Consider the following 13,410-nt stretch of genomic DNA (forward strand, 5'->3'; position numbering starts at 1 on the left):
TATCGCCATCACCGCATCCCCACCGTATCGAGAGAGCCCGCCATGCCATTTTCCACCGGACGCCAGGTCCAGCCATCTTGCCCCAGAGAGTGCGGACGATGAGGCTGCGCCGTGTCACTTTGGGCTTTTCGGGCGTTGCGCTGCTGTCGCTGGCGCTCAATGCCGGGCTGCTGGCGCTGATTCAGCATGCGCACGGCGAGGCGGTGCACGCCCAGGAGCAGCGCCAGCGCGCGCACGTGCTGACCAGCGGCCTGCAGCAGGAGGCCGAACAGCTGGCCAGCCTGGTGCGCGCGTTTGCCGCCAGCGGACAGGCGCGCTATCTGAGCTACTACGCCGACATCCTGGCCATCCGCGCGGGCGAAGTGGCGCCGCCGGCGCTGTTCGATCCGGCCACCTACTGGAAGGACGTGATCGCCGGCCGGCGCGTGCACCGCCTGCCGCCGGGCGGAACCGGACTGTCGATCGTGGCGCGCATGCAGGCGCTGGGCTTCGGTGCGGCGGAGCTGGGCGAGCTGGAGAAGGTGCAGGGCGCCACCGCCGCGCTGCAGCGGCTGGAACTGCAGGCATTCGACGCGGCGCGCGGGATCGGCTACCGCGCGCCGCGCCTGGAACTGGCGGGCGCCCTGGTGCACAGCGCGCAGTACAACCGGCTGCAGGCCGACCTGGCCGGCGCACTGGCGGCGCTGGCTGGCGCCACCGAACTGCGCACGCATGCCCAACTGGAGGCCGCGCAGCAGCGGCTCGACCGCCTGATCACCGCAGCGCTGGCCTGCCTGTTGTGCAGTTTGGCGCTGGTGCTGGCGGCGGCCTGGGTGCTGCAACGCCAGGTGCTGCGGCCGATCCGCACCCTGTCGCGCGCGGCGGCCGCGCTGGCCGGGGGCGACTACAGCGTGCGCGTCGGCCCGCCCGGCGCGTGCGCGCAGCTGGGCGACGCCTTCGGCGTGCAGGAGCTGGTGGCGCTGGGCAACGCCTACAACGGCATGGCCAGCGCCATCGAGCGGGACCTGCACCAGCGCGCCACCGTGCAGCAGGAGCTGGAGCAGGCGCGCCAGTATTCGGACGACGCCAGCCGCGCCAAGTCCATGTTCCTGGCCAATATGAGCCACGAAATCCGTACGCCGATGAACGCCATCATCGGCATGGCCTATCTGGCCCTGCAAAGCGGCTTGACGCCGCGCCAGCACGGCTACGTGTCGCAGGTCCACCAGGCTGCCACGGCCTTGCTGGCGCTGCTCAACGATATCCTGGACTTTTCCAAAGTGGAAGCGGGCAAGATGGAGCTGGCGCCGGCGCCGTTCCGGCTGGAGCAGGTGCTGGCCGACGCGCTGGCGCTGGTGCAGCCGCGCGCCAGGGAAAAAGGGCTGGAGCTGGTGCTGGACGTGGGCGAGCGCGAGCTGGTGGCCGAGGGCGGCATGCTGGTGGGCGACCCCTTGCGCCTGGGCCAGGTGCTGACCAATCTGCTGTCGAACGCGGTCAAATTCACCGAACAGGGCTGCGTGCGGCTGGCGGTGCAGGTGGAGCGGCGCGAGGCCGACAGCGTGCTGCTGCGCTTCAGCGTGCGCGACACCGGCATCGGCATGGACCAGGCCCAGCTCGGCCGCCTGTTCAAGGAATTCAGCCAGGCCGACGGTTCCACCACGCGCAAGTACGGCGGCACCGGCCTGGGCCTGGCCATTTCGCACAAGCTGGTGGGCATGATGGGCGGGCGCATTTCCGTCGACAGCCGGCCCGGAGAAGGCGCGCGGTTTACTGCCGTACTGCGCCTGGGCCGCGCGCCCGCGGCGGTGGCGCCGGCCACGCCGCCTGCCGTGGCGGCGCTGCGCGTGCTGGTGGTCGACGACCTGGCCGCTACCCGCCTGGCCTTGCAGAACCTGCTGCGCGCGGCGGGCGTGGATGGCGCCATCGACGTGGTGGCGGGCCTGCCGGCGGCGCGTGCCCGGCTGGAGGCGGCGCGGCAATGGCGCCGTCCCTACAAGCTGATGCTGCTGGACTGGGACTTGCCGCAGCACGATTGCGGCGCCTGGCTGGCCGAGATGCGCAGCGCCGGCCTGGCGCTGCCGCCGGTGGCGGCGCTCACCGTGGGCGACCCGGCGCTGGCCGAAGAGGACGGTGCCGTGCCGGGCCAGCTGGGCTGCCTGGCCAAGCCGGTGCAGCCGGACAGCCTGCGCCGGCTGCTGGCCGCGGTGCTGGGGGAGGCGGCCCCGGTGGCGCCTGCGCGGCCGGCGTGCGCGGCCGCCTTGCAGGGCATGCGCGTGCTGCTGGTGGAAGACCAGGCGGCCAACCGCCAGGTGGCTTGCGAGTTGCTGGCCTTGCAGGGCGTGCAGGTGGAGGCGGCCGAACATGGCGCGGCGGCGCTGGAGCGCCTGCACGCGCGCGGCCCGGGCCATTTCCATGCTGTGCTGATGGATGTGCAGATGCCGGTGATGGACGGCTACGAGGCCACGCGCCGCTTGCGGCAGGACCCGCGTTTCGCCGGCCTGCCGGTGCTGGCCATGACCGCCCATGCGCTGGCGGAAGAAAGGCAGCGCTGCGCGGCGGCCGGCATGACCGGACACCTGTGCAAACCGGTGGAGCCGGACGCGTTGTACGCGGCATTGGCGCTGCATTATGGCGCCGGCGGCGCGCCGGCCGGCTTGCAGGCTGCTGCTGCCGCCGCGCTGTCCGCGCCGGCGGCCGGGGAGTGGCCATCCGTGCCGGGGCTGGACGCGGCGGCGGGGCTGCGGCGCGCCGGCGGCCAGCAAGGGCTGTACCGCCGCCTGCTGGGCGACTTCGCCGCCGAATACGCGGCCATGCCGGACACCGTGGCCGGCCGGTTGGCCTGCGGCGACTGGCCGGGCGCCGAACGCCTGGCCCATAGCCTGCACGGCCTGGCCGCCACGCTGGGGGCGGACGCGGTGGCCGGACTGGCCGCCCAGCTTGAGCGCGATTGCCGCGCCGCCGACGCCGAAGCGGCTTCGGCCAGCCTGGCGCGCCTGGCGCCGCCGCTGCGGCAACTGGCGGCGGCCTTGCCGCCGGCCCTGGCGCAGTCCGCGCCGTCCGGCGAACCCGCCGTACCTGCAGCACCCGCAGCCGCCGCCGCACCCGCCGTACCCGCCGCGACTGCGGCGCTGCGCGGCGCAAGGCCGGGTGAAGCGTTTTGCCTGCACTCCGTGCCGGCCGCAGTGCAGCCAGCTGCACTGTCCGCCGGCGCCGCTTTGCCGTCGGACGCGGCGCCCGCCGACTGGCTGCCGCGCCTGCGCGCCATGCTGTCCGCGTGCGACAGCGAGGCGCTGGCCTTGTGGCCGCTGTGCCAGGCGCAGGCGGCCAGCCTGCTGGGGCGCGCCGCCGCGCGCCGCCTCGGCAGCGCGCTCGAGCAGTTTGATTTTGACCAGGCGCTGGCGGCGCTTTCCGCCGCCGCGCCGCTACAGGAGCCCACTCCATGACTACCGCGCTTAACCCGTCCCCGCGCCCCACCGTGCTGGTGGTGGACGACACCCCCGCCAACCTCAGCCTGCTGGCCAGCCTGCTGCAGGGCGAGTACCGCGTGCTGCTGGCCAACAACGGCGAGAAGGCGCTGGCGCTGGCCCGCGCCGAAGCGCCCGACCTGGTGCTGCTGGACGTGATGATGCCGGGCCTGGACGGCTACGAAGTGTGCCGCCGCCTGAAGGCCGATGCGCAGCTGGCGCGGGTGCCGGTGCTGTTCCTGACCGCGCGCGCCGCGCTGCAGGACGAGGAGCTCGGCCTGGCGCTGGGCGCGGTCGACTTCATCCACAAGCCCATCAGCCCGCCCATCGTGGCGGCGCGCGTGAAGGCGCAACTGGCGGTCAAGTCCTGGCAGGACCACCTGCAGCAGCGCGTCAGCGAAGGCCTGGCGGACATCCACCGGCTGCAGGACGCGGCCATCGGCGTGATGGTCTCGCTGGCCGAGTTCCGCGACGAGGACACCGGCAACCATGTGCGCCGCACCTCGGAGTTCGTGCGCCTGCTGGCGTGCGATCTGGCGCGCCTGCCGGCTTATGCGGCCGAGCTCACGCCGGCCACCATCGCGCTGCTGGCCAAGTCGGCGCCGCTGCACGACATCGGCAAGATCGCCATTCCGGACCATATCCTGCTCAAGCCGGGCAAGTTCGAGCCGCACGAATGGAGCGTGATGCAGACGCACGCCCAGCGCGGCCACGACATTCTGGCGCGCGCCGGGCGCCAGATGGGCGCGCGCGGAAAATTCCTGGAACTGGCGATGCAGATCGCCGGCGGCCACCACGAGAAATGGGACGGCTCCGGCTACCCGAACGGCCTGGCCGGCGAGGCGATCCCGCTGGCCGCGCGCCTGATGGCGGTGGCCGACGTGTTCGACGCGCTGATGGCGCGCCGTCCCTACAAGGAGCCGATGACGGCCGCGCAGGCGGCCGAATTCATCGTGCGCGGGCGCGGCGCCCACTTCGACCCGGCCGTGGTGGACGCCTTCCTGCGCGTGCTGCCAAGCTGCGAGCAAGTGGCGCTCAGCCTGGCCGACGAACCGCCGCAGCCGGCCGTCCTCAAAGCAGCTTGATCAGGCGCAGCTGCGTAAAGCTGCCGTGCTTGGCGTGCCGCGAAGAGGTGGTGTCGATGTACTGCAGCGTGAGCACGGCGTCCAGCCCGGGCACCTTGGTGGTGAAGAAGGCGCCGGCGTTGGTGGAGCGGAAGCGGCTGGCGCCGAAGGGGTTGTTCTCGTCGTCCTGGTACTGCTGCACGCGTAGCGCGTGCAGGCCGATCACGCCGATCGGCGTCATGTAGCCGGCCGCCAGTTCCAGGCCGAACCAGTTTCCGCTGCGGAGCTGGTTGTCGCGGTTGCGGGTGTTCAGGCCTATCGACAGCTTGGCGCCCAGCGCCACGCGCGGCGCGGGCAGGTAGGCCAGCTGCAGCGCCGGGCGCAGCGTGCGGAAATTGCCGGTGCCGGCGTCCGGCTTGGGGTCGGCGCCGTATTTGCCGGTCGGTAGCACCAGCGAGGTCCCGGCCAGCATGCTCCAGCGCTCGCCGACATACTGCCAGCCGCCCATCAGTTCGGCGTCGCCGACGCCGTGCAGCACGCCCGAGGAGGCGGCGCCCTGGCCGGCCAGGGCGGCCTGGTACTGGCTGTCGAACTGGCCGGCCACGCCGGCCTGCACCGCCGGCGGCACCGCGCCCGGCCAGGACAGCGGCGGCGTGGCGCCGCCCAGGCCGATCTGCTGGTCCTTGCGGATGAAGGGCAGGTCGAAGGCGGCCACCAGGCGCCCGCCGCCGTACTGCCCGGCGCTCAGATAGCCGACGGCGACGTCCCAGCGGTTCATGGCGCCGTGGCCGTGCACGGTGGCGTGGGCCGGCCCGTAGGACGGCTGCAGCGCATCGGGCAGGCCGGGCACGGCCAGCGTGGCGCCGGGCAGCTGCACGGCCAGGTCCCTGCCGTCGTCGCCGGACACGCGGCGCACCTGCACCCGGGTCATGGCCGTCACGAAGGCCCAGCCGGTCTGGTCGGGCGGGGCGAAGATTTCCCCGCCCAGGCTGCCGGCCATGTTGTAGCGCGGCTCGAAGCCTTCGGCCGCGTGCGCCGCCATGCCGGCGGCCAGTAGCGACAGGCCGGCCAGGCTGGACAGGCTGTGCAGGCCGGCGGCTTTCCTTGCCGTTTTTATTGGTTTCATGCAGGTCTCCTTTATAGTTTCTTCTAAAAAAAGCCCGCCCCGCGAAGGGCGGGCAAAATCCTCCGCCGGATGTCAGCCGGTCACGGCGGAGGCCAAGGGAGCAGTGGCGGGGCCGGGGCGGCCCAGCAGGTCCAGCGTCTCGCGCACCATGGCGTTCACGCCGGCCAGCGGGCCGTCGTGCAGCACCACGCGGTCGGGCCGCACGGCGGCCACCCAGCCCACCGGCGCGGCGCCGGGCACCAGGCTGTCGCTCATGTCCTCCCAGGCGCCGTTGCCCGTGCCGGCGTTGGCGGGCTGGCCGCGGTGGCGCAGCGTGACGATCTGGCCGCCCGCCGCGCGCCACGCGGCCTGCAGCTGCGGCTCAAGCTGCGCGGCGGGGTCGCAGCCGAAGCCGAGCAGTATCATCGCGCTGCCCAGGCCGTCGTCGCTGGCCACGCAGGGCGCGCCATGCGCGCGGCGCAGCCAGCCTTGCGGCAGCGGGGCGCCGCGCTGCAGGCGCGCACCGCCGCGGCCGCGCCGGAACAGGCCATGCCGGAAGCGGTTGGCCGGCTTGAACTTGAGCTCTTCGAACACGCTACGGGTGACGGGCACGCGGTGCAGCAAGCCCATCAGTCCGTGCACCAGCAGCGCCGTGACGCGGTTGCGCGGCATCACCAGGGCGCCCATCTGGCGCGCCATGTTGATGATGGCGCGCGCGTGCGGGCGGCGCTCGGCGTCGTAGCTGTCGAGCAGGGACAGCGGCGCGCGGCCCTGCGCCACCCAGGCCAGCTTCCAGCACAGGTTGGCCACGTCGCGCAGGCCGGCCACCAGGCCCTGGCCGACGAAGGGCGGCGTGATATGGGCGGCGTCGCCGGCCAGGAACACGCGGCCCTGCGAGAAGCGGTCGACGATGCGGGCATGGAAGCGGTACACGGCGGTGCGCTCGATGGTGCAGTCGCTGGCCTTGCACCACGGCGCCAGCAGGGTGCGGATGGTGTCCGGGTGTTCCATCTGCTCGCGCGTTTCGCCCGGCAGCAGCATGAATTCCCAGCGCTGGCGGTTGCCCGGTGCCGGCATGTGGGGCGACGGACGGCGCGGGTCGCAGAAGAAGTCGATGTGCTCGATCGGCACCGGGGCGTTGAGCACGTCCACCACCAGCCAGTCCTGGGTGAAGCTCTTGCCTTCGAAGCCCATGCCGAGGTGGCGGCGCACGAAGGAGCTGGCGCCGTCCACGCCCACCAGGAAGCGCGACTGCACCTTGGCCAGCGTGCCGTCCGCCTGGCGGATGGTGGCGCGCACGCCGTGCTCGTCCTGGGTGAAGTCCACCAGCTCAGCGCCCAGCACGGTCTGCACGCAGTCGTACTGGCGCAGGCGGTCGCGCAGCACGCGCTCGAGCTCGGGCTGGTAGAAGGTCACCAGCTGCGGGTGGCAGTCGATCTGGCCGGCGGTGTTGGCGCGCGCGTACTTGCCGAACAGCGGCGAGTGCATCTGCACTTCGGCGATGGCCTTGGTGGCGAAGGCGCCGTCCTCCAGGCCGGCCATCTGCAGGATGCGCAGCGCCTCGTTGTCCAGCACGATGGCGCGCGGCGCCATGAAGATGTCGGGCGCCTTGTCGATCACCAGCGTGCGCAGGCCGTAGCGTCCCAGCAGGTTGGCGGCGGTGGCGCCGACCGGGCCCATGCCGGCCAGCAGCACGTCGACGTTCAATGGCAGGTGCTGGCCCGTTTTCTCACTCATTTGCTCACTCATTTGCTCACTCGATTGCTGATTCATGCCGGCTCCTTGTCCGCCGGCGGCAGCAGGTCGACCAGGAAGGGGAAGGGCGCCAGCAGGCTGCGCGCCTGGGCGGCGTCGGCCGGGGCGCAGCGCAGCCGCACCACGGTGCCGCGCGCCGGATCGGCCTGCACGGCCAGCGCGGCGGCGATGCCTTGCTGCGCCAGCAACTGGCCCAGCAAGTGCTCGGCGGCGCGCAGGCGCAGTTCGGCCTTGGCCACTTTGCCCACCGCCGTCAGCGGCAGTTGCGCCAGCACCTCGACCCGCACCGGCACGGCGGCGCGTTCCGGCACCAGGTCGCGCGCGGCCGCCTGCAGCGCTTCCGGCGTGGCCAGGGCGCCCGGCTTCAGCGTCACGTACACCACCGGCAGCTCGCCGGCGTGGGCGTCGGGCTGGCCCACCGCGGCGGCCAGCGCCACGGCGGGGTGGCGCAGCATCGCGTCCTCGATCATGGCCGGGTCGATATTGTGGCCGCCCCGGATGATCAGGTCCTTGGCGCGACCGGTCAGGTGCAGGTGGCCTTCGCCGTCGATGTAGCCCAGGTCGCCCGTGTTGAGCCAGCCGGGCTTGAGCCAGATGCCGGCGTTGTCGCGCTGGTTCAGGTAGCCGGGGAATACGTTCGGTCCGCACACGCCGATCACGCCGACCTCGCCCTCGTGGCAGGCGCGCGTGGCCAGGCCGTTGGCGTCCACCTGCCACGCCTGCAGCGCCTGGTGCGGCAGGCGCAGGCCGACGCTGCCTTCGCGGCGCGCGATGCCCACCGGGTGGATGGTGGCGATGCAGGCCGTTTCGGTCAGCCCGTAGCCCTCGCACAGGGAAATGCCGGCCGTTTCCTCGAAGCGGCGCGCCACTTCCGGCGGCAAGGGGGCGGCGCCGCAGAAGGCCTGGCGCAGCGACGAGATGTCGGCGCCGCCTTTCGGCAGGCCGGCCAGCGTGGCGAAGATGGTGGGCACGCCGCTGAAGGTGGTGGCGCGGAAGCGCTGCACCAGCTGCCAGAAATTGGCCAGCACGCCGGGACCGCGGTAGCCCTGCGGCGTCAGCATCACCACTTCCCAGCCGGCATGGAAGGCGCCCAGGCCGGTGACCATGGCGCCGTTCACGTGGAACAGCGGCAGGCCGCACAGCACCACGTGCGGGTCCGGCTGCAGCCGCGCCAGCATGGCGGCCACGAAGGCTTCGTTGCGGTGGGTGTGCAGCGCCACTTTGGGCAGGCCGGTGGTGCCGCCGGTATGGAAGTAGGCGCACACGTCGTCCGGCAAAATCAGGCGTCCGGACAGCAGGCGCCCGGCTGGCTGCTCCGCCATCGCGTCGGAGAAGGACAGCAGGCGCACGCCGGCGCGCAGACCCGGGAGCGCGGCGCGCGCGGCTGCCACGCCGTCGGCGTCCAGGCCCACCACGTACACGGTGGCCAGGGTCGGGCAGTGCTCCAGCACGGCCATGGCTTTTTGCCACACGTCGCTGCCGGGTTGCGGACCCAGCGTCACCAGCGCCTGCGCCTTGGTGGCGTCGATAATGGAGGCGATATGGGCCACGTCCAGCAGCGGATTGACCGGCGATGCGATGCCGGCCGCCTGCGCGCCCCACAGCGCGTAGTGGGTTTCGGGCAGGTTGGGCAGCAGCAGGGTGACCGCGCGGCCGTTGCCGATGCCGTCCTGGTGGAAGGCGTTGGCGGCCTGGGTCACGCGTTCGAACAGTTGCTGGTAGCTGACGGCGGGTGCCGGCGCATCCGCCTCGCCGCGCAGCAGGAAGTGCAGCGCGGTGCGCTGCGGGTGGCGCGCGCTGGCCTGGCGCAGCAGCTCGTAGGTGGTGTGGGCCGGCAGCTGGTCTTGCCAGCTTGTTTCTTCCAGCAGGTGCACGTCGGCCAGCGAGCGCACGGGGGCGCGCGCCGGCGCGGCGCAAGGGTTTTGGTCATGCATGATGTCTCCTTGGTTTGTCGTTCAAGTCGTGTTGCTTGTTCAAGTCTTGTTCAAGTCTTGTTCAGGTCATGTAGGGCAGCAGGATGGCGCGGCCCGGCTGCTGCCGTTCCACGTGGCAGTGCGCCTGCCAGGCGCGCGGCAGCGCGAAGCGCACCAGCTCCGTGGGCAGCTGCAGCTGCGGCGCGAACTCGGCCAGGTGGGCCAGCGCGGCGGGATCGGGCCGGAACACGGTCCAGGCGTAGCGCGCGCCGGCCGGCACCCGGGCCGCCATGCGCCGCTTCTCCAGCCAGGCGCCGGCCAGGCCGCCGGCCAGGCCGTTGCGGTCGAGCTGGCCGAGCAGGGGATGGACGGTGGTGGCGTGGCCCAGCGCGCGCGGGGCGAGCAGGTCCAGCAACGCCGCCTCGTCCTCCCAGCTGCCGAAGTTCAGCGTGGCGGCGAAGTGGCGGGGCAGCGCGCGCAGCGGCGTGCTGTGGCGGTCCAGCACGCTGGCCGCGCCGGCCTGGCGGCAGGCTTCGCGCCGCGCGCCGGCCACTGCGGTGACACGCGCGCCCATGGCGTGCAGCAGGCGCAGCGCGATCAGGCCAAGGCCGCCGGAGGCGCCGTGCACCAGCACCTCGCGTCCGTGCACGGCGCTGCGCGTGATGCCGGCGCCGGCCAGCGCGCGTGACACGGTGAGGAAGTTGTAGGGCAGCGCGGCCAGCTGCTCGGCCGCCATGCCCTGCGGCTGGTGCAGCGCCAGGCCGGCGTCCACCGCCACGTGGGTGGCGTGGCTGCCCTGGCTGGACGGCGGCTTGGCCCCGAACACGGCGTCGCCTTCGCGGAAGGCGGTCACGCCGCGCCCGACCGCGCACACGGTGCCGGCGAAGTCATTGCCCAGCACCAGCGGCAGGCGCGCCGCGCCCACCACCGACAGCATGCGGCGGCCGTAGCCGCCGCGCCGGCGCGTGTCGATCGGGTTGACGGAGGCCGCCCGCACGCGCACCACGATCTGGCCGCGCCCCGGCGCCGGCAGCGGCATCTCGCGCAGCTTCAGTTGTTCCGGTCCGCCGAACTGGCCCAGCATGGCCGCCATGCAGGAGCCGTTCACGCCGCCACCACGCGGTTGCGCTGCAGGCCGAGGTCGAGCGCGCCGTCGTCGCTGCGGATGTCGGCCGTGATGACGTCGCCCGGCTTCAGGTAGGCAGGGTTGCTCAGGCCCTTCTGGATGAACAGGCGCCACTTGGCGCCGTCCGACAGCAGATGGCGCATCACCCACATGGCCAGCTTGCCGGGCGCGCGCGCGGCGCAGCCGGCCGGCGTGCCGGTGGCGATCAGGTCGCCCGGCTGCAGGTCGTGCAGCGCCGACAGCTCGGTGAGCGTCTGGTGCGGCTTGAAGATCATGTCGCCGCAATAGGCGTCCTGGCGCAGCTGGCCGTTCACCTGCAGGCGCATGCGCAGTTCCGGCCAGCGCCGCCATTCGGCCGGCGTGAGCAGCAGCAGGAACGGCCCGGTGGGGCCGAAGCCGCGGTAGCTCTTGCCCTTGTAGAACTGCGTTTGCGGCAGCTGCACGTCGCGCGCCGAGATGTCGTTGACGATGGTCACGCCGGCCAGCCATTCGTGCAGCGTGTCCGGCGCCACCGTGACCGGGCCGGTGATGGGGCGGCGCAGCACCAGGCCCAGTTCCACCTCGTAGTCGAGCAGGCGCACGTGGGCCGGGCGCACGATGTCGGCCTGCGCCGGCGCCAGGCAGGAGGGCGCCTTGGTAAACAGCGTGTTGAACGGGATCTTGTCCGGATCCATGCCCGACTCGCGCACATGGCTGGCGTAGTTGGTGCCCTGGCACAGGAACTGGCGGTCGGCGCTGACCGGCGAGAGCAGGTCCAGCGCGTCGAGTTCCAGGGTGGCCTGGGCCGGGGTGCTGGCCCAGGCTTCATCGATCCCTTCGCCGACGAAACCTGCGGTGCCGGCGTAACGGCGCGCCAGCGGCGCTACGCGCCGGCCGTGCACCACGCCCCAGGCGGGCGCTCCTTCATGCATGAAGTGGACGACTTGAACTGCCATGATGTACTCCTTGAGAATTCGGTTGGATGCGTGGATTAAATGCGGCCCGGCCTACAGCCAGGGACGCGGATTGGCCATAGCGCTGCCCAGCAGCTTGAGCCGGCCCAGCGACAGGCGGCGCTGCCACAGCAGGCGCACGATCTTGAGCACGGTGCCGAGGTTGCGCTGCACGCCCATCGAGGCGGGCACGTCGTCGCCCCAGGCCCAGATGCCGGACAGCTCCAGCGGCACGTAATGGGTTTCGTGGCCGGCGGTGAACATGTCGCCGTCGGTGTAGTGCTCGAACTCCATGCCGTCCGGGTCGTACCAGTAGTCGAACAGCTGGCTGCCCAGGATGTGGCGGCCGATGCCCCACATATGGCGGTGGCCTTTGGCGCGCAGCACGTTCTGGCCCTGGCCCAGGGCGTCCAGGTCGACCACCTCGTAGGCGCTGTGCTCGTACTTTTCCTCGATGCCGCCGGCCAGCACGAAGCTGTGGTGGTCGGCCGGGGTGGCGCCCAGGTCGAGGCGCATGAAGGCCAGGTTGGGCGAGCCGTCGGCCAGGTACTGCACATCGGTGGGGATCAGGCCGAGGTGGCGCATGTACCACGCCGCCATGCCGGGGAAATCCACCGTCTGCAGCACCACGTGGCCCAGCTTGGCCACCGCGGCCGGCTCCAGCGGCGGGCGCACGGTGGCGTTCACGCGCCGCACGTCGCCGTGGCAGTTGGTGTACGGGTGCAGCGGCGCGCGCAGCGGCAGCGCCGCGGCGGGGCGCTGGCCGGTGATCAGCCACAGCAGGTTGCCGGCCGGGTCCACCAGTTCCACGCCCATGCCGCCGCCGGGAATCTCGGCCGCGTCCAGCGGCCGCGCGCCGGCCTGGGCCTGCAGGATCTGCAGCTGCGCCTGCGTGGCCACGGTGAAGGCGGCGCCCACATAGCGCGAGCGGGGACCGCGCCGCGCCAGGTAGATGGCGGGGGCGCTGCCGTGGCCCCGCATCAGCAGCCGGCCGCCGCTGTCGGGCACGCGCAGCATGCCGAAGTCGGTGAGGAAGGCTTCGGCGGCGGCCAGGTCGGGCTTCTCGAACATCAGGAAGGCCAGCGACTGGGCCTTGACCAGCGGCGCCGGCCGCTGCAGCTGCTGGACGCCTGCCGGCAGGGCGCTTTGCGGATAAGCCGGCGGCGTGCGCAGCGCAGCTAGGGATGCTTGTTTCATAGGGGTCTCCTGTCTCATCCGGCGGCACAGAAAGGCTGCCGGCTCGTTTGTGATAGTGACAGTAACGTCAGAATGACTGGTGTGTCAATCAAAATTTGCGTACAATGGGCCTGAAGGACGAATATGACTACAGCAGACACCCCGAACCACCGCACCCGCGTGGCCGCCGAGCGGCGCGAGAAGACGCGCGCCAAATTGCTCGAGAGCGCGCTGCTGGTTTTCGCGCAGAAAGGCCCCAATGCCGTCATCGAGGACGTTATCGCCCAGGCGGGCGTGGCGCGCGGCTCGTTTTATAACTACTTCCGCACCAATGAGGAATTGCTGGCCGCCGTGGCCAATGAAATCAACGACGAGCTGCTGCTCGCCATCGACCCGGTGGTGCTGCGCTGCGACGACCCGGCCGAGCGCATCGCCTGCGGCACCCGGCTGCTGCTGCACGCGGTGCGCAGCTTCCCGCTGTATGGCAGCTTCATGGCGCGCCTGCCGTTCCCGGCCGCCAACAGCAGCCTGCTGGGGGCGCGCTTCCTGGCGCGCGACGTGGAGCAGGGCGTGGCGGCGGGCCGTTTCGGCGACATCGGCCCGGGCGTCGGCGGCGACATGCTGGTGGGCGTGATGCTCAGCGCCGCCTGTTCCGCGGTGCGCGAGCCGCTCGCCGAGGACTATCCGGACGCCAGCGCGCGCGCCATGCTGCGCGCGCTGGGACTGGACGAGGCGGAGGCGGTGCGCCTGACGGCGCTGCCGCTGCCGGCCTTCGAGCTGCCGCCCGCCTCGCTGCTGCGGCGCACGCGCTTGTTCGCCGGCCAGCCGGATCTGGTATGATCGCGCCGATTGTCAGGATGACACGCAGTTCAACCTAAGCAAGCTGATTAATTAAC

9 protein-coding genes are annotated in these 13,410 nt (G+C 72.1%); 3 read left to right on the forward strand and 6 right to left on the reverse strand.

Annotated elements, in window-relative coordinates; all coding sequences use genetic code 11:
- The first annotated feature begins 98 nt into the window (after positions 1-98).
- Together AC56DV_RS10860 and AC56DV_RS10865 are read left to right on the forward strand one after the other, a co-directional pair.
- Positions 99-3,422, forward strand: coding sequence for a response regulator (locus AC56DV_RS10860; RefSeq protein WP_496314283.1), 3,324 nt, complete (start codon positions 99-101; stop codon positions 3,420-3,422).
- On the forward strand, positions 3,419-4,528 hold the full coding sequence (locus tag AC56DV_RS10865) for an HD domain-containing phosphohydrolase (protein ID WP_496314284.1): 1,110 nt from the start codon (positions 3,419-3,421) through the stop codon (positions 4,526-4,528). Before AC56DV_RS10860 ends, AC56DV_RS10865 begins: the two co-directional genes overlap by 4 nt.
- Here AC56DV_RS10865 and AC56DV_RS10870 read toward each other — a convergent pair.
- The 6 genes from AC56DV_RS10870 to AC56DV_RS10895 all read right to left on the reverse strand — a co-directional run bounded on the left by AC56DV_RS10870 (position 4,515) and on the right by AC56DV_RS10895 (position 12,535).
- Positions 4,515-5,633 carry a transporter gene (locus AC56DV_RS10870; RefSeq protein ID WP_496314285.1) on the reverse strand — a complete coding sequence of 373 codons (1,119 nt, stop codon included), beginning with the start codon at positions 5,631-5,633 and terminating at the stop codon, positions 4,515-4,517. The genes AC56DV_RS10865 and AC56DV_RS10870 overlap by 14 nt on opposite strands.
- 72 nt (positions 5,634-5,705) lie before the next feature.
- Positions 5,706-7,349, reverse strand: a complete 1,644-nt coding sequence (locus AC56DV_RS10875) for a bifunctional 3-(3-hydroxy-phenyl)propionate/3-hydroxycinnamic acid hydroxylase (protein ID WP_496314286.1) — start codon at positions 7,347-7,349, stop codon at positions 5,706-5,708.
- Between the two features lie 32 nt (positions 7,350-7,381).
- The gene (locus AC56DV_RS10880; RefSeq protein ID WP_496314287.1) at positions 7,382-9,301 is read right to left on the reverse strand and encodes an acyl-CoA synthetase; all 1,920 of its coding nucleotides are present in this window, start codon (positions 9,299-9,301) and stop codon (positions 7,382-7,384) included.
- Positions 9,302-9,362: 61 nt separating this feature from the next.
- Positions 9,363-10,388, reverse strand: a complete 1,026-nt coding sequence (locus tag AC56DV_RS10885; RefSeq protein WP_496314288.1) for a quinone oxidoreductase family protein — start codon at positions 10,386-10,388, stop codon at positions 9,363-9,365.
- Entirely contained in the window at positions 10,385-11,341 is a 957-nt protein-coding gene (locus AC56DV_RS10890) for a fumarylacetoacetate hydrolase family protein (protein WP_496314289.1), read from the reverse strand. The genes AC56DV_RS10885 and AC56DV_RS10890 overlap by 4 nt, the downstream gene beginning before the upstream one ends.
- Before the next feature lie 51 nt (positions 11,342-11,392).
- The gene (locus tag AC56DV_RS10895; protein ID WP_496314290.1) at positions 11,393-12,535 is read right to left on the reverse strand and encodes a VOC family protein; all 1,143 of its coding nucleotides are present in this window, start codon (positions 12,533-12,535) and stop codon (positions 11,393-11,395) included.
- Positions 12,536-12,658: 123 nt separating this feature from the next.
- Here AC56DV_RS10895 and AC56DV_RS10900 point away from each other — a divergent pair, with 123 nt between their 5' ends.
- Positions 12,659-13,354, forward strand: coding sequence for a TetR/AcrR family transcriptional regulator (locus AC56DV_RS10900; protein WP_496314291.1), 696 nt, complete (start codon positions 12,659-12,661; stop codon positions 13,352-13,354).
- Positions 13,355-13,410 lie beyond the last annotated feature (56 nt).

The organism is Massilia sp. BGA-UO-ETr-WB1, assembly GCF_059567845.1.

Coding starts and splice junctions, on each gene's coding strand:
- AC56DV_RS10860 (WP_496314283.1), top strand. CDS start 99: ATGAGGCTGCGCCGTGTCACTTTGGGCTTTTCGGGCGTTGCGCTGCTG.
- AC56DV_RS10865 (WP_496314284.1), top strand. CDS start 3,419: ATGACTACCGCGCTTAACCCGTCCCCGCGCCCCACCGTGCTGGTGGTG.
- AC56DV_RS10870 (WP_496314285.1), bottom strand. CDS start 5,633: ATGAAACCAATAAAAACGGCAAGGAAAGCCGCCGGCCTGCACAGCCTG.
- AC56DV_RS10875 (WP_496314286.1), bottom strand. CDS start 7,349: ATGAGTGAGAAAACGGGCCAGCACCTGCCATTGAACGTCGACGTGCTG.
- AC56DV_RS10880 (WP_496314287.1), bottom strand. CDS start 9,301: ATGCATGACCAAAACCCTTGCGCCGCGCCGGCGCGCGCCCCCGTGCGC.
- AC56DV_RS10890 (WP_496314289.1), bottom strand. CDS start 11,341: ATGGCAGTTCAAGTCGTCCACTTCATGCATGAAGGAGCGCCCGCCTGG.
- AC56DV_RS10895 (WP_496314290.1), bottom strand. CDS start 12,535: ATGAAACAAGCATCCCTAGCTGCGCTGCGCACGCCGCCGGCTTATCCG.
- AC56DV_RS10900 (WP_496314291.1), top strand. CDS start 12,659: ATGACTACAGCAGACACCCCGAACCACCGCACCCGCGTGGCCGCCGAG.